The sequence below is a fragment of the Paenibacillus sp. YN15 genome, assembly GCF_003285005.1.
Classification (GTDB): Bacteria; Bacillota; Bacilli; order Paenibacillales; family NBRC-103111; genus Paenibacillus_AR.
This window is the reverse complement of the sequence record NZ_QMFA01000011.1, coordinates 16,357-32,743: the sequence shown is the minus strand read 5'-3', so window position 1 is coordinate 32,743 and position 16,387 is coordinate 16,357. Positions and strand designations below refer to the sequence as shown.

Here is a 16,387-nt window from a genome sequence, read left to right as displayed (position 1 = left end):
ATGGCGGGGCGAGGAGGGCTTAAAGTAGAGTTGTGTTAAACCAAAGGGGAGCCGACAACCTGCGCGGTATCCAGGGCCATCTGCAGGCGCTGCGCAACGTGGCAACGGAACTGAGAAGCGCTTAATTGCGATAAAATCGGATTTTTCCGAATTAACGGAACTTGGAGACTCTTACGGAGGCTTGAGCAGGCAAAATAATCTCGAAACTGCCGGAAACCTGCAATAAGCGCTCCTCAGTTCCGCAATCTGCTCTCCAAGCCGGATTTTAGGCAATAAGAGTCTGATAATTCCGTAAGCATCCAGCATTCGGCGTCCAGCTTCCGTAAGCGTCTGGTTTCCGGCAAACGTCCAGCATCGGCGTCCAGCTTTCGTAAGCGTCTGGTTTCGGCAAACATCCGGCATTCGGCGTCTGGCTTCCAGCTTCTGTAGCGTCCGGCGCCTGCAAGCGTCCGGCGGCCAGCGCCGCTGACCCTTGCTGCCGGGCTGCGGCTGCTTCCGGCAGGTGCCGCAGCCCGAAATGGCGCCGCTCACCGCCGCCAGGAGGCGCCGCCCCACCCGCGCTGCTCCCGCGCAAACACAGCCTAGCGCAAATCCGCCACGGAGCGGCGGACCACCAGCTCCGCCGGCAGCAGCACCCGTGTCCAGGCATCATCGCCGCCGTCGTTTTCCTTGTCGGCGATGCGGCCGATCAGGAGCTGCATGCCCTTGTAGCCGAACTGGTACGCCTGCTGGGCGGCTACGGTGAGGAACGGGTCGATCTCGCCCACCGGGCCCAGGTCGTCGAAGCAGCATACGGAGATATCCTCCGGCACCCGCAGCCCCTTCTTGCGGATGGCCTGAATAGTCTGGATGGCCATCATATTGTTGCCGCACAGAATGGCGGTGGGCAGGGGATGAAGCCCGTCCAGCCATTCTCCGATCCGGGCCAGGCTGCTCCGCGGGGCATAGCTCAGCTCCAGAATCCGCTCCGGCGGGGCGGCCAGGTCGTTAAGCTTCAAGGCCTCCTTGTAGGCCGTGGCTCTCAGGCGGGCGCTGGACACTTCCGGCGAGCCGTTGACCAGGGCGATTTCCTTATGCCCCAGGGCGATCATATGCTCCATCAGCATGCGGGTGCCCTCCCGGCTGTCCCCCAGCACCACATCGCTGCCGATGCCCGGCACCTCCCGGTCCAGAAGCACAAACGGCACCCCGTGGGCCCGCAGGCTCTCCAGATGGGGCAGGGAGCCGTCCCCGGCGGGAGCCAGCAGCACTCCGTCCACCCGGGATTTGAGAATCGTATCCACATATTCCCGTTCCTTCTCCAGGCTTTCGTCGCTGTTGCCGAACAGCAGCCGGTAACCCAGCTTGTTGGCGGCGTCCTCCGCCCCCCTGGCCAGGGTGGTGAAGAAGGGGTTGGTAATATCGGTCACCAGCAAAAACAGCACCTGGGTTTCCCGCAAAACCAGGCTGCGCGCCATTTCGTTGGGCACGTAATTCAGCTCCTCCATGATCCGCTTCACCTTGTTGCGGGTCTTCTCGCTGATCCGGCCTTTGTTGTTGATCACCCGGGACACGGTCATGGCGGAAACATTGGCTTTTTTGGCAATATCGTAGATGGTTACCACGAGGCTCCTCCTTTCTGTTCGGTCTGTCAGATATGACACTTATTGTACTGAACAAAAGGATTGACAGCAAGGGGGGAAACTGCTAATTTGGAGTTATCGGTAACTCATTTATTTATACGGAGGGATCAGGCAATGATCGAGCAATACAGATGGCAGGGCGGTTTCCCCAAAATCGGCATTCGTCCCACAATTGACGGCAGACGCCGGGGAGTGCGGGAGTCCCTGGAAGAGAAGACCATGACCATGGCTCGGAATGTGGCGGAATTTTTCGCCTCCAGCCTGCGCAATCCGGATGGAAGCCCGGTGGAATGCGTCATTGCGGACACCTGCATCGGCGGGGTGGCGGAGGCTTCGGCGGCTGCCAAGAAGTTCGCCGGGGAAAATGTCGGGTTATCGGTAACAGTGACGCCTTGCTGGTGTTACGGCACCGAAACCATGGATATGGACGCCTCCATTCCCCAGGCGGTGTGGGGCTTTAACGGCACGGAACGCCCCGGCGCCGTCTATCTGGCGGCTGTGCTGGCCGGCTATGCCCAGAAGGGCATCCCTGCCTTCGGCATCTACGGCCATGATGTGCAGGATCTGGCCGACAACAGCATCCCGGAGGATGTCCAGGAGAAGCTGCTGGCTTTTGCCCGGGCCGGCCTGGCTGTTGCCAATCTGAAGGGCAAATCCTATCTGTCCATGGGTTCGGTTTCCATGGGGATCGCCGGCTCCGTCGTCAACGAAGGTTTTTTCCAGGAATACCTGGGCATGCGCAATGAGTATGTGGACATGAGCGAGTTTGTCCGCCGTATGGATGAAGTTATCTATGACCCCGCCGAATATGAGAAAGCCCTGGCCTGGGTGAAGACGAATTGCAAGGAAGGCCCCGACAACAATGAACCCGAAGGGCAGAAGAGCCGCGAGGCCAAGGACAAGGATTGGGAGACCGTGGTCAAAATGGCGATTATCGCCCGCGACCTGATGATCGGCAATCCCCGGCTTGCCGAGCTTGGTTTTGAAGAGGAGGCCAACGGCCATAATGCCATCGCTTCAGGCTTCCAGGGGCAGCGCCAATGGACCGACCATTTCCCCAACGGGGACTTTATGGAAGCGATCCTCAACAGCTCCTTTGACTGGAACGGCATCCGCTCCCCGTATATTGTAGCGACTGAGAACGACAGCCTGAATGGCGTGACCATGCTGTTTGGCTATCTGCTGACCCATACTGCGCAAATTTTCGCCGATGTCCGCACCTATTGGAGCCCTGATGCAGTGAAGCGGGTTACCGGACACACCCTGGAGGGAAAAGCGGCCGAGGGCATTATCCATCTGATCAACTCCGGCGCAGCGGCCCTGGACGGCTCCGGGGAGCAAACCCGAAACGGCCAGCCGGCCATGAAGCCCCATTGGGAGATTACCCAGGACGAGGCCAACCAATGTCTCTCCGCTACCTCCTGGCGTCCCGCATCCACCGGCTATTTCCGCGGCGGCGGCTTCTCCAGCGATTTCCTGACCAAGGGCGGCATGCCGGTGACCATGGCCCGGATCAACCTGGTCAAGGGTCTTGGCCCGGTGCTCCAGATTGCGGAAGGTTATACCGTGGATCTGCCGGAAGCGGTTCACGATGCTCTGGATAAGCGCACCGATCCCACCTGGCCCACCACCTGGTTTGCTCCCGTGCTGACAGGGGAAGGCGCCTTCAAAAGCGTGTATGATGTGATGAACAATTGGGGGGCCAACCACGGCGCCATCAGCTACGGCCATGTGGGGGCTGACCTGATCACCCTGGCTTCGATGCTGCGTATCCCGGTAAACATGCACAATGTGCCGGAGGAGAAGATTTACCGTCCCAAGGTCTGGGGCCTGCTCGGCACTGCCGACGCGGAAGGCGCAGACTACCGCGCTTGCCAGAACTTCGGCCCGTTGTACAAATAAGATCGCTGAAGCAAAACCCTTAGGAGGTGCTCGCATGACCCAGCCTGTACCGGTTCGTGAGGAACTGTGCAAATATGCCAGAAAAATTGTGGAGAAGGGGATGGTTGTGGGCCCCGGCGGCAATATTTCCGCCCGTGACGGGGACACCATGCTGGTGTCGCCCAGCGGCTTCGCTCTGGAGGAGATTCTCCCCGAGCAGTGGGTGGCCGTCTCCATTTCGGACGGCTCCATCCAGGCCGCCCCCGGCCTGCGCCCCTCTTCCGAGGTGCTGATGCACCTGTACGGCTATCAGACCAACCCCTCCATCGGAGCCATGATCCACACTCATCCCGCCAATTCCATTGCCTTCGGGCTGATTGGCGAGAAGCTGCCCATCATGTTTCCCGATCAGGCGGCCCTGACGGGGGAAACCGGCTTTGTGCCCTACGTGGTGCCTACCACGGAGCTGTTGGCCAATGCGGTAAAGGAAAAAATCAACCAGTACAGCACGCTTCTTCTTGGCAACCACGGTCTGGTGGCGGTGGGCCGCAATCTCCGGGAGGCATATTACCGCACGGAGGTTGTGGAGGAGAGCGCACGCATTTACCTTCTGGCGAAAGCCGCCGGAGCTCCGAAGGTGCTGACCGGGGAAGAACTGGACGAAATCCGCGCTTTGGAAACGGAAAGCTACCGCATTAAGCTTTTGCAGCAGCAGTAAACCATACCCAGTTTCAAGCAGAATTGCCGGAGGCGGACCGCCGCTTATCCGGCAATTTTTTTCATTTTCAGGAAAAAACTGAAATCGACAATACTTTCAAATAAATGGATGAATTATGGCGAAAAATAGACGATTCCTTCTCCGTTTCCCGATCATTCGGCAAGTGTGAGAAGTGTCACGGTTGCTGATTTTCTTTTCATCATATACTTGTCCATATAAGGAACGGATTGAACAAAGCCGCGCAAAGGATGTGAGTGTATGCCGGATCACGATATTCACCAGCGCCTGGAGGCTCTCACGAATCGGTTGTACCGCCTTGTGGACGAGAAGAACGGCAATCTGGTCGACCCTGGCGTCGTTGCCGTCAGCCAGGAGATGGACGGGTTGATCGTCAGCATCCAGCGTGCCCAACTGCGGGCGCGGCAGCAGGACTCCGTATCCGTTCAGTTGGCCTAACCGGTTCCCCTTCCCATTCGCCCGGCATAGCATATATTGTATTCCGGTACAGATGGGAGCATTGCGTATGGCAGCTGCAGATTCCATGATTCTGATTCTGGTTTTATTTATTTTGCTGGTGCTGGTTTTGCTGATTTTTATGTAACATCATCAAGCGGTAACCCCGGAGACCGACAGGCCTGACCTGTCCGGTTCCCGGGGCTTTTGTTTTTTTCTCATATTTTGCGGCGGTTTGACACATAATTTGTCATGAAGCTCAAGGCTTGGAATGGAGGAGGTTTTTATGTCCGGATGGGGCCAGATTGCAATTCGGGCGATTGGCGCTCTGATCATCCTTTTTGCGATGACCCGCATTCTGGGAAAAAAGCAGATCTCCCAGCTCACCTTCTTCGAGTATATTACGGGAATCGTCATCGGCGATTTGGCCGGATTTTTGTCCACGGATGTAGAGGCCAACTACATGCATGGCGTCATTGCCATGATTGTCTGGTTCTCCATTCCCCTCTTGGCGGAGCTGCTTGCCATGAAGAGCAAGCTGATCCGCATCCTTCTGGAGGGGAAGGGGACAGTATTTATCCAAGCCGGTAAAATTCTCGAAAAAAATCTCAAGAAGGAACGCTACACCACAGATGAGCTTCTGGAGCAGCTGCGGACCAAAAGCGTATTTAATCCGGCGGATGTGGAATTTGCCGTTCTGGAGCCAAGCGGCGACCTGAGCGTGATGCTGAAGGAGGAGAACCAGCCCCTGACGCCCATGGCGATTGGCTTGCATCCCAAGCGAATCCGTCCGCCCCAGGCGGTTATTATGGATGGTACGGTTCAGGAAGAGGGATTGGATGCGTTGGGCTTCAACCAGCAATGGCTGGACCGGCGGCTCAAGCAGTCCGGGATCAAATTGGATGATGTGTTTTTGGCGGTTGCGGATGAAAACGGCGGATTGTATACGGATTTTTACAAGGACAGGCTGAAAACTCCCGGCAAACGGCGGAAAGTACGGGGGCGGAAAAATTAGCCGATGCTTACGATGCTGGCTTTCCTGAAGGAAAGCCCAAGTTGATGCTTACGATGCTGGCTTTCCTGAAGGAAAGCCCTGAGGAGGGTTCACAATGGCCAATCAGGCATATGACGCACAAAAAAAAGCCAAGAAGCAGCAGGACTATCAGAAGCTTGCCGGGCAGGTAGCCCCCAAACGGCCGGTAGCCCAAAACTGCGTGCGGGCCTTCTTGATCGGAGGGCTTATCTGCGTCATCGGACAATGCTTCACGTTCATTTACGAAAAGTGGCTTCACTTCGACAAGGAAACCTCCGGCAATCCCACGGTGGCTACCATGATTCTGATCTCGGTTATTCTGACGAGCTTCGGGGTTTATGACAAAATCGCCCAATGGGCCGGAGCCGGCTCCGCGGTGCCGGTAACGGGCTTTGCCAACTCCATGTGCTCGGCGGCGCTGGAGCATCGGAGTGAAGGTCTTGTGCTGGGAGTGGGCGGAAATATGTTCAAGCTGGCAGGCTCCGTTATTGTTTTTGGCACCGTGGCTGCCTTTTTTGTCGGTTTATTACACTGGATCTTTACATATGGAGGTTGAGGGGGATGCTGGTCGGGCAACAAAGCTGGAATTTTGACAGGCCGCCGGTCATCATCGGAGCCGCCACGGCAGTGGGTCCCGATGAGGCTGCAGGACCCTTGGGCAAGCATTTTGATGTGGCCTTCCCCGATACTCGGTTAGGGGAGAAGACCTGGGAGAAGGCGGAGAAAAAGCTGATGGAAACCGCTGCCCAGGAGGCGCTGAAAAAAGCCAATGTGGAAGGAAAAAGCATTAATTTTTTCGTGGGCGGAGATCTGATGAACCAGATTATCAGCTCAAGCTTTGCAGCCCGGACGCTGGAGGCCCCTTACCTGGGCATATTTGGCGCCTGCTCCACAGCCATGGAGGGACTGGCGTTGGGGTCGCTCATTGTCTCCACCGGCTCGGCGCAGTATGTGCTGGCCGGCACCTGCAGCCATAACTGCACCGTGGAGAAGCAATTCCGCTACCCCACCGAATACGGAGCGCAGAAACCGCCTACCGCCCAGTTTACCGTAACCGGCGCCGGAGCCGCCGTACTTGCCCCCCAAGGGCTGGGGCCCCGGGTTACCCGGGCAACCATTGGCAAGGTGGTGGATATGGGAATCAAGGACCCCTTCAATATGGGGGCAGCCATGGCTCCCGCGGCGGTGAACACCATTGAGGCCCATTTCCGCGAATTCAATCTGCAGCCGGATGAATACGATCTGGTCATTACCGGGGATTTGGCCACTGTTGGCCATCAGATTGCCCGGGAGCTGTTTACGCAGCATGCGTTTCCCATCGATAAGATGAATTTCCAGGATTGCGGCATTCTGATCTATGACCGGGAGAAGCAGGATGTCCAGGCGGGAGGCAGCGGCTGCGGCTGCAGTGCAACCGTCACCTACGGTTATCTTCTGAAGCAGTTGGCGGAAGGGAAGCTGAAGCGGATTCTGGTTGTGGCCACCGGCGCGCTGTTGTCCCCGCTGTCCTATCAACAGGGAGAAAGCATTCCGTGTATCGCCCATGCAGTGGCCATTGAAGGCGGAAGGGGGGATTAAGATGGATGCAATGATGTTCCTCAAGGCTTTTTTGGTGGGAGGCGCCATCTGTGTGCTGGGGCAGATTATGATGGATGTCATCAAGCTGACCCCTGCCCATACGATGAGTGCTCTGGTGGTTCTTGGCGCCATTGTGGACGGGCTGGGCTGGTATGACCCTTTCGTCAAATTTGCCGGGGCCGGGGCCACAGTGCCCATCACCAGCTTCGGCAACTCTCTGGTGCACGGCGCTTTGGAGCATGCCGACAAATACGGGTTTATCGGCATTGTCATGGGCATATTCGAGCTGACCAGCGCGGGGATATCGGCGGCGATTATTTTCTCGTTCCTGGCTGCGCTGTTTTTCCGCCCCAAGGGATGAATCCAAGCCGGCATAAGCAAGGCCGCAGCCCATATTCAGCCGGGGCTGCGGCCTTTTGGCTGGAATATTTTCGTGACCGGAAAAATTACCCAGATTACCATGAAAACGCTTGCAAGAGGAATAACCCATGCATATAATAAGGTTAGGAGATACTGGTTCACCGGGGACTGTCTTATAGCTTAAGACAGTCCCTAAAAAGATAACGGGGAGGATCAGCAATGAAACTGGGAATTGTCTTGCACAAGGATGACGCGCCAATCTTGGATGAATTGATTGAGTCGGGAGCCGTTCTTCTGGTCAGGCGCCGCGGGCTTTTGTGCGAGGTGGACAGCGAGGTTTATCCCCTGGTGAAATCCAGGCTGGGACGCAGTGTGGTTGTACCGACCTCTTACAGCATGTATGAAAAGGCTATTTTCTAATCTGTAAAGGACGGCGTTTGTCCCATACTGCCTGAAATTCCCGCTGCGGCGGGAATTTTTTTGCGTTTGTCCCCCTTTTAAAAAACTGCAGATTTTGAACATCCGGCCTTCGTTTTATTTATTACCGCTTTTACAGCTCCGTGGTATAGTTCGTACATACTCATTCCACGCGAGGTGAAAGCGCATGCAAGCAATGCAGCAGGCAACATCGGAGACCGGCGCCCCGCGCCCTTCCAAACGCCGGTTGTTCCGGCAAAGCCAGATTTACCTGATGCTTCTTCCCAATCTGATTCTGTTTACCACCCTGGCTGTATTCCCCATTCTCTGGTCCCTGCGGTACATGTTCTTCGACTATGACGGGATTCACCAGGCCGTATTCACCGGGCTGGACAACTTCGTCCGCATCTTTACCCGGGACCCCATCTATTGGCAATCCCTGTGGGTTACCCTGGTGTACGCCTTCGGCAAGCTGTCACTGGTTCTGCCCCTGGCTTTCCTGGTGGCCGTGGTGCTGAATGCCTCCTTTAAAGGAAGCGCTTTATTGCAGGCGGTCATCTTCAGCCCCACCATTATGAGCGCCTCGGTGATGGCCCTGATTTTCTATCTCCTGTTCAACGTATACAACGGCGATGTGAACCATTATCTGATGACTCTGGGGCTTATCGACCAGCCCATCGAATGGCTGGGGCCCAAATTCGCCATGCTCACGGTGGTGATTGTCGCCGTATGGGGGGGCTTGGGGAATTACATGGTCTATTTCCTGGCCGGGCTGCAGACCATCCCCAAGGATGTATACGAGGCCGCGGATTTGGAAGGAGCGGACTATTGGCAGCGGCTGTTCAAGATTACCCTGCCCATGCTGGGTCCGGTGCTGCGGGTGATCCTGATGCTTTCCATCGTTACCACCTTCCAGGACATCCAGAGCATTATGGTTTTGACGGAGGGCGGCCCGCTGGGCAAAACCCAGGTGGTGTTCCTCTACATGTACCAGCTGTTCTTCCCGGTATCCACTACCTCCTCCATCCAGCCGGAGATCGGCTACGGGGCGGCGGCCAGCGTCGTCACCGGCATCATACTGGGATTCGTGACGCTTCTGTATCTGTATATCTCCAAAAAGCTTGAAGATGTGTATTGATTCTACGACTGAATCGAGGTGTGTGTCCGTGATCAAAAAATTCCTGGGCATTGCGGCCATCGTCCTGTTTATGGCGGCCATTGTGCTGTTTACCGTTTACCCTGTCATCTACACCTTGCTGGGATCGTTCAAAACCAATATGGAGCTGCAGGCGGGAGGGAGCTTTTTTCCGGAAAAATGGATGTTCTCCAACTATGTGAAGGCCTTCAAAGAGGCGCAGTTTATTGATTACACCTGGAACAGCGTGGTGCTCAGCGCCCTTACCATGGTGGCCTCCGTGCTCACCTCCTCCATGGCCGGATTTATTATTGCCCGGTACGAGTTTGCCGGCAAAAAGGCGCTGGTGGCCGCTTACCTGTCCGTCATGTTCATCGCCCTGGGTCCCATTACCCTCTATCCCCAGTATCTCCTGATGAATGCCGTGGGGCTGACGGGCAATCTGCTGGGGCTTGCCCTGGTGCTGACCGGCGGACAAGCTAGCAACATCTTCCTGGTGACGGGCTTTATCAAAAGCGTGCCCAAGGAGCTGGACGAATCGGCGCTGATGGACGGCGCCAGCCATTTCCGGATTTACTGCAGCATCATGCTGCCTCTGATCCGGCCGATTCTCGGGGTCGTGGCCCTGTTTTCCTTCCGCCTGGCCTGGAACGACTATATTACGGCGCTGGTCTTCAGCATCCCCAACCCGGCCATCAAACCCCTGACGGTGGCGGTGGTGGGGCTCCGGTACTCGGCCAATGCCGCGGCGGAGTGGCATATCATGACGGCGGGGGCGGCCATTGCCCTGATCCCGATTCTCTTGGTATATATCTTCACCAACCGCCAGTTTATCAGCGGGCTTACGTCCGGGGCCGTGAAGGGCTGACGCCGCGGGGCGGAACCGTCCCCTGGCTTCCGGCGCAAGCTGTGATATACTGATACAAGCATACGGTCGCCGTTCTTCCAGAGAACCGGCGGCTTCTTTTGCACCCTGCCATTCCAACGCCAAGGAGGCCGGCGCCATGCGACACCGTTTCCTTCCCATGCTGCGCAACATGAGGCTCAAGCAAAAAATCGCCCTGCTGTGCATGGTGCTGATCCTGTGCACAACCCTTCCCTTCGGGTTTCTGCTGTACCGGTATTTTGCCGATATCGTCCGGGAATCCTCGGCCACCTACTCCAAGGAGGTGATGCTGAATGTGGGCAATTTTCTGGACCAGAAGCTGAAGGTGATTATTAACCGCCTGTACGGGCTGCGCACCGACAGCGCCTTTAATTCCACTACCACCCAGTTTCTGTTGAACGATGATCCCCGTTATCACGCGGAAGCGCTTACTTATTATTCCAACCTGTTTGCCGAGCTGCGGTTCTCGGAGCCGTTTATCTCGTCGGTATTTTTGTATACGCCCAAAGGGGAGTTTTTCGACCTGTCCCTGACCATCAACAATCCCTACAGCTTCAAGGAGGGCCGGCTGTACGGAGAAATCATGAAGGAGAGGGATTCCTTCCTCTATTGGCAGCCCCACTCCGCAGGCGAAATGTACCGGGAATCCGGCCGGGTCATTCCGCTGGTGTTCAAGTTTACCGTCATGGGGTATCCGGAGGAGCTGTTTATGGTGGTTAATCTTAAGGAGCAGAAAATTCTCGATTATCTGCGGCAGATTGACCATGAGGAGGGCAATTTCACGATTATCGTCAACGACAAGGGGCAGGCTGTGGCTCAGGACCAGTCGGAGGCCGCCGCCCGGTATATGGAGCTGCCCCGGGATTGGGGCGCCGTGATGGCCGCAGGCTCCATGAACGCCAAGCTGTCCCTGGGCAGGGAGCGCTACTTCGTCAATTACCAGAGCACCTCCGTCGCTCCCTGGGTTCTGGTGCATATTCAATCGGAGGACGGTCTTTTGGCGAGGCTGCGCAGCATTCAGGTATTTGTGGTGGCGGCGCTGCTTGGGAGCATCGTCCTGGGGATTGCCGTGGCCTATTACATCTCGCGGAATCTGAGCAGGCCGCTGTCCAATCTGGAGCGCTCCATGAAGCAGATCCGGCTGCGCAACTTTAATGTCCGCTTCCATTATCCCTATGAGGATGAGGTGGGCAAGCTGGGCCAATCCTTTAACTTCATGGTGGAGGAGATCCAGGATCTGATTTACCAGTCCAACCGGTATATCAGCAGCCTCCAGCAGGAGAAGGAGCGGGTCCAGACGGAGCAGCACTTAAAGCGCAAGGCGGAGCTGAAGGCGCTGCAATCCCAGATGACGCCCCACTTTCTTTACAACACCCTGGATTCCATCAAGTGGATGGCGGAGAAAAATGACCAGATGGAAATCAGCCGGATGGTGACGGCGCTGGCCTCCTTCTTCCGGATCGCCTTAAGCCGCGGCAAGGAGCTGATTGCCCTGCGGGAGGAATTGCACCATACGGAATGCTATCTGACCATTCAGCAAATGCGCTACGGGGACCGCTTCACCTTCAGCATGGAGGCGGAGGAAGGACTTTCGGAGGAGCGGACGGTCAAGCTGCTGCTCCAGCCGCTGGTGGAAAACGCCATCTACCACGGCATCAAGCCGCTGCAGCGCCAGGGGCATATCCGGATTTCGGCAGCCGGCGAAGGGGAGGATATGGTCCTGACAGTGGAGGATGACGGCGCCGGCGTCCATCCCGTCAAGCTGGCCATGATCCGCAAGCGGCTCCGGGAGACCCGGACCGGCGGGGATGAGGGCTACGGCTTTTATAATGTCCATGACCGGATCAGGCTTTATTTCGGCGAGCCCTACGGGCTGGAAATGGAAAGTTCCCCGGGGAAGGGGACCGTGGTCAGGGCGAGAGTTCCCCGGGGCGTGAAGGAGGAGGAATATGCTTAAGCTGTTGATTGTGGACGACGAGCCGATGATCCGGGAGGGCATCCGGCGGGTGGCCGGGCTGCATTGCCCGGCTTACGGCACGGTGTACGAGGCTGCGGACGGGGATGAGGCGCTGACCACGGCCATGAACCAGATGCCGGATGTGATTATTACCGACATTCAGATGCCCAGGCTGGGAGGAATCGAGTTCATCCGGCAGCTCCGGGCGGAGAATCCGGAGATTGTGGTGCTTATTATCAGCGGTTACGACGATTTCGAATATGCCCAGAATGCGCTGAAGCTGGGGGTCAAGGACTATCTGCTGAAGCCGGTGGACTCTGCCGATTTGGCGGAGCGGCTGAACGCCATCGCCCGGGAGCTGGGCCGGCGCCGGGTGTTCCTCCAGGATATGGAGGAGATGCAGCAGAAGGTGCGGGAGGGAATGGCCCTCTTCCGCGAGCGGTTCCTGCGCCAGCTCATCGGCGGCAGCGTGCCGGAGGAGCGGATCGCCGAGCAGGCCCGGGCGGTGGAGTGCCGGGTGGACGGGGCCTATTATGGCGTGGCCATTGTGGAGCTGGCCGGCAGGCGGGAGGCGGACAGCCGCTTCAGCGAGACCCTGGCGGCGGCCATTGCCGAACAGCTGGCCAAGCGGCCGGCGCCGGGGGTGGAGGAGGTGCATGCCCTGTTTTCCAGCGACTATGAGCTGGTCCTGATTCTCGGCAGCAACCGCTCCAGCCGGGAGGGCAGCTTCAAGGATTTTCACCGTTACTTGACCGATCTGGGCATCGCCCTGCAGAAGCAGGCCGGCATGGAGGCAGCCATCTCCGCAGGCAATGTGCATCCGGGGCCGCCGGGAATCCACCGCTCCCATCAGGAGGCCCAGGAGGCGAAATTATACCATTTTACGGCCCATTCCCAGCCGATTATCCACTATGAGGAAATTGCCGGGGCCCGGCGGATTCCCGGGGACCAGACGGCCGACGCCATGTTCCGGCGTCTGGTGATGCATGTGAAGCTGCAGGAGCAGGAGGCTGCCCTGGCCGCTCTGTCGGAGATTGTGGACTATTTTGCTTCGTCCCCCGGCACCAACCCCTATTGGGTGAAGCTGAAGCTGATGGAGCTGGCGGGAGCGCTTCTGCACCTGCTGGAGGAATGGGGCATCAACGCGGCGGTATTTTTTGCCGGGCAGGAGAACAATCCGTATGTCACCATCCACAATGCCAAAGGGCTGGCGGAGCTGTCGGACTGGATGAGCGGCTTTCTGCAGTCCTGCCAGGAGGAGATTGCCAAGGTGAGAATGAACAAAAGCGCCGGCTATATCGAAAAGGCAAAAGCCTACCTGGAGACTGCCATTGCCGACAGCCAGCTGTCCATTGCCGATGTGGCCTCCCGTCTGTTCTTGAACCCCAATTACCTGCGGCAGCTGTTCCGCCAGCAGACGGGGGAATCCTTTGTGGAGTATGTGACCAGACTGAGGATGGAGCGGGCGCTGGAGCTTCTGAAGGACCCAACCCTGAAAATCCAGGATGTGGCGGAGAAGGTGGGCTTTGAGGAGCAGCGATATTTCTCCAGCTGCTTCAAGAAGTTCTATCAGTTTACGCCTACGGAGTACCGGGAGAGCATCAGGTAAGAAGAATCTTCGAAACTTGCACATGGGACCTGCGGATTTTCGATTCAGGCGGGTGCTAGCCTTTGGTACACTACCTATAGATTCCCGTAAGGGCTTTCAAACCTACAGATGAAGGGTGATCGAACAATGAAAAAGGCTGTTTCCTGTGCGGTAGCCGCCATGATGGCCGTTACGGCGCTGGCAGGCTGCTCCTCTGCGGCGCCGAATGTAAGCGCTGCCTCGAAGGGCGGAGAAAAAACCACCATTAAGGTATGGACCATCAACCGCCACGACCAGGACTACATGAAAGCCGCCATTGAGAAATTCAACAAGGAGAACAAGGACAACATCGTAGCGGACTATCAGGTGTATGCGGAAAATTTCAACCAGTCCCTGGACATCGCCCTGTCCACCAATGAAGGTCCCGACGTGTTCTTCGACGGCGGCACGGCGTATACCGACCATCTGCCCAAAGGGGATTTGGCTCCCTTGGACAAGTATCTGACGGACAGCTACAAGAAGCGCTTCGGCGAAGGCGTCTTTATCGAGGGCATCAACATGCAGGACGGCAAAATTTATTCCCTGCCGGCCATCGGCACCACGCCCCGGCTGTTCTACAACAAGTATATCTTCGCCAAGGCCGGGATCGCCAATCCGCCGGCTACCCTGGACGAGATGGCGGCGGACGCCAAGCTGATTACCGAAAAGCTGAAGAAGGACGGCATTTACGGCTTTGCCGCCAATCTGAAAAGCCCCACCTCCGCCCTGTCCCGCTCCCTGGATTATATCCTGATGCGCAGCGGCGGCGTGGAATCGGGCTATGACTTCAAGACGGGCAAATACGATTTCAGCAGCTACAAGCCGATTCTCAACGCCTACCGCGACATGTTCGTCTCCGGAGCCTTCTTCCCCGGCTCCATCTCCTTGGACATCGATCCGCTGCGCACCCAGTTCGCCGCAGGCAAGATCGGCATGTACATCTCCTGGACCCATTCCGAGCCCGGCGTCTACCAGAACCAGTTCCCCACCAAGGAGGAATGGGATGTGGCGCCGCTGCCTACGGTGGAGAAGGATGTGAAGGGCACCCAGCATATCAACCTGGCGGGCAGATGGTTCCTGATGAACGCCAAGTCCAAGCATCCGGACCAGGCCTGGAAGGTGATGGAGTACCTGTACAGCGATGAGGTGCTGGCGGGCTACCATGAGCAGGGCCTCGGCATGGTGATGGTGCCCAGCGTTGTGGCCAAGGCCAAAAAACCCGACTTCATTCAAAAGTGGCCCAACCTGGAGTTCAACGACAAGGATCAGGTATGGCCGCCGGTTCCCACCGCCGTGAAGCCGGAGGGCAATGACATGTACTTCTCCATGACCGCGGTCATCACCGGCAGTACGGATGCGGACAAGGTTATCGCCGATCTGAACACCCGCTACAATGCGGCGCTGGACAAGGCGGTGGCCGACGGCAAAACCAAGCGCATCCAGTACCCGGACTTCAATCCGGCCAGCCCCAGCAAGAGTCTTGCCAAATAAAAGCATCCCCCAAAAGCAACGGGGAATCTGCAGCGGATTTTCGGATATTTCCGGGGAGCCGCCGCATAGGAATAACAAGGATAAGGAAGCATCCGGCTGAGGGTGCTTCCTTATCCTTGTTTTGTTTCCCGTTTGCCGGATCAGGAGCCCATTCCTTATACTTGTAATCGTATTGAAACACTAGAAGTCCACCTATGATAGAAAAAAATGATATAATTAGGGCATGATGTCGCGCTTAGCATCAGATATAAACCAACGGGAGGTTACACATGGAGGCTGTTCTGCAAGACGACCGGTCCGTACTTCAAGGACTCATATCCAATCTGGAAGCATGCATAATGGGAAAGAGCGAAGAAATCGGCCTATTGATCACCGCACTTCTTGCCGGAGGACATGTGCTCTTGGAGGACGTTCCCGGTACCGGAAAGACGGTTCTGATCAAAGCGCTGGCCAAGTCCATTGACGGCGAATACAGGCGGGTCCAATGCAACCCGGACCTGCTGCCTACCGATATTACCGGCGTTTCCATTTTTCACCCCAGGAATGAAACCTTTTTGTTCCGGCCCGGCCCCATCATGACCAATATTTTGCTGACCGATGAAATCAATCGCGCCACCACCAAGACCCAATCCGCTTTGCTGGAGGCTATGGAAGAGCGCCATATTACAGTGGATGGCGAGCAATATATGCTGCCGCAGCCCTTCCTGCTTCTGGCTACTCAGAACCCCATTGACTTCGAGGGCACCTATGTGCTGCCGGAAGCCCAGTTGGACCGCTTTATGATGAAATTCAGCCTGGGCTATCCCGATGAGGAAACCGAGGTCCGGATGATTTTTGCCCAAACGGCCGGTCATCCGCTGGAGACCCTGGAGCCTGTGGCCACCGCCGATAAAATTCTGGAGATGCAGCGGAAGGTGCGCGAGCTTCATCTGGATCAGGCTGTAGGGGAATATGCCGTCTCCATCGTCCGCAAAACCCGGGAGCATCCGTCCGTCTTCCTGGGCGCCAGTCCCCGGGCGGCCATCGCTCTGGTCCAGGCTGCCAAAGCGTATGCCTTCTTGCAGGGAAGGGACTTCTGTATTCCCGACGACATTAAAAAGATGGTTCCCTATGTGCTGGGACACCGGATTCTGCTTCATGCGGAAGCCCGGATGGAGGGAGCCACGGTCCACACGGTGCTGGAATCCGTTATGCAGCAGGTTCGTGCGCCTGTCCGGCTGGAGCGTTGA

At 57.0% G+C, this 16,387-nt stretch carries 15 protein-coding genes; 14 read left to right on the top strand and 1 reads right to left on the bottom strand.

Features of this window, described 5'->3' with window-relative positions:
• Positions 1-581 precede the first annotated feature (581 nt).
• A complete protein-coding gene (locus DQG13_RS11345; protein WP_113019873.1) occupies positions 582-1,604 on the bottom strand; it encodes a LacI family DNA-binding transcriptional regulator in 1,023 nt (340 codons plus the stop codon).
• Between the two features lie 132 nt (positions 1,605-1,736).
• Here DQG13_RS11345 and DQG13_RS11340 point away from each other — a divergent pair, with 132 nt between their 5' ends.
• The 14 genes from DQG13_RS11340 (at position 1,737) to DQG13_RS11270 (ending at position 16,387) form a co-directional block, all read left to right on the top strand.
• Positions 1,737-3,524: an L-fucose isomerase gene (locus tag DQG13_RS11340; RefSeq protein ID WP_113019872.1), complete on the top strand. Its 1,788-nt coding sequence runs from the start codon at positions 1,737-1,739 to the stop codon at positions 3,522-3,524.
• A gap of 34 nt (positions 3,525-3,558) precedes the next feature.
• Entirely contained in the window at positions 3,559-4,221 is a 663-nt protein-coding gene (locus DQG13_RS11335) for a class II aldolase/adducin family protein (RefSeq protein WP_113019871.1), read from the top strand.
• A gap of 258 nt (positions 4,222-4,479) precedes the next feature.
• Positions 4,480-4,677 carry an aspartyl-phosphate phosphatase Spo0E family protein gene (locus tag DQG13_RS11330; RefSeq protein WP_113019870.1) on the top strand — a complete coding sequence of 66 codons (198 nt, stop codon included), beginning with the start codon at positions 4,480-4,482 and terminating at the stop codon, positions 4,675-4,677.
• Positions 4,678-4,960: 283 nt separating this feature from the next.
• Positions 4,961-5,689, top strand: a complete 729-nt coding sequence (locus tag DQG13_RS11325; protein ID WP_113019869.1) for a DUF421 domain-containing protein — start codon at positions 4,961-4,963, stop codon at positions 5,687-5,689.
• A gap of 94 nt (positions 5,690-5,783) precedes the next feature.
• Positions 5,784-6,263 carry a stage V sporulation protein AC gene (gene spoVAC / locus DQG13_RS11320; protein WP_113019868.1) on the top strand — a complete coding sequence of 160 codons (480 nt, stop codon included), beginning with the start codon at positions 5,784-5,786 and terminating at the stop codon, positions 6,261-6,263.
• Between the two features lie 5 nt (positions 6,264-6,268).
• On the top strand, positions 6,269-7,285 hold the full coding sequence (gene spoVAD / locus DQG13_RS11315; RefSeq protein ID WP_113019867.1) for a stage V sporulation protein AD: 1,017 nt from the start codon (positions 6,269-6,271) through the stop codon (positions 7,283-7,285).
• A gap of 10 nt (positions 7,286-7,295) precedes the next feature.
• Positions 7,296-7,646, top strand: a complete 351-nt coding sequence (gene spoVAE, locus DQG13_RS11310; protein ID WP_113019968.1) for a stage V sporulation protein AE — start codon at positions 7,296-7,298, stop codon at positions 7,644-7,646.
• A gap of 218 nt (positions 7,647-7,864) precedes the next feature.
• Complete coding sequence (locus DQG13_RS11305; protein WP_113019866.1) at positions 7,865-8,065, top strand: hypothetical protein; 201 nt, start codon at positions 7,865-7,867, stop codon at positions 8,063-8,065.
• A gap of 184 nt (positions 8,066-8,249) precedes the next feature.
• Complete coding sequence (locus DQG13_RS11300; protein ID WP_258525626.1) at positions 8,250-9,200, top strand: carbohydrate ABC transporter permease; 951 nt, start codon at positions 8,250-8,252, stop codon at positions 9,198-9,200.
• A gap of 28 nt (positions 9,201-9,228) precedes the next feature.
• Complete coding sequence (locus DQG13_RS11295; RefSeq protein WP_220094362.1) at positions 9,229-10,065, top strand: carbohydrate ABC transporter permease; 837 nt, start codon at positions 9,229-9,231, stop codon at positions 10,063-10,065.
• A gap of 136 nt (positions 10,066-10,201) precedes the next feature.
• Complete coding sequence (locus DQG13_RS11290) at positions 10,202-12,040, top strand: sensor histidine kinase (protein WP_113019864.1); 1,839 nt, start codon at positions 10,202-10,204, stop codon at positions 12,038-12,040.
• Positions 12,033-13,649 (top strand): response regulator, encoded by a 1,617-nt coding sequence (locus DQG13_RS11285; protein WP_113019863.1) that lies wholly within the window; start codon positions 12,033-12,035, stop codon positions 13,647-13,649. The genes DQG13_RS11290 and DQG13_RS11285 overlap by 8 nt, the downstream gene beginning before the upstream one ends.
• 126 nt (positions 13,650-13,775) lie before the next feature.
• A complete protein-coding gene (locus tag DQG13_RS11280) occupies positions 13,776-15,158 on the top strand; it encodes an ABC transporter substrate-binding protein (protein ID WP_113019862.1) in 1,383 nt (460 codons plus the stop codon).
• Positions 15,159-15,427: 269 nt separating this feature from the next.
• Positions 15,428-16,387 (top strand): AAA family ATPase, encoded by a 960-nt coding sequence (locus DQG13_RS11270; protein ID WP_113019860.1) that lies wholly within the window; start codon positions 15,428-15,430, stop codon positions 16,385-16,387.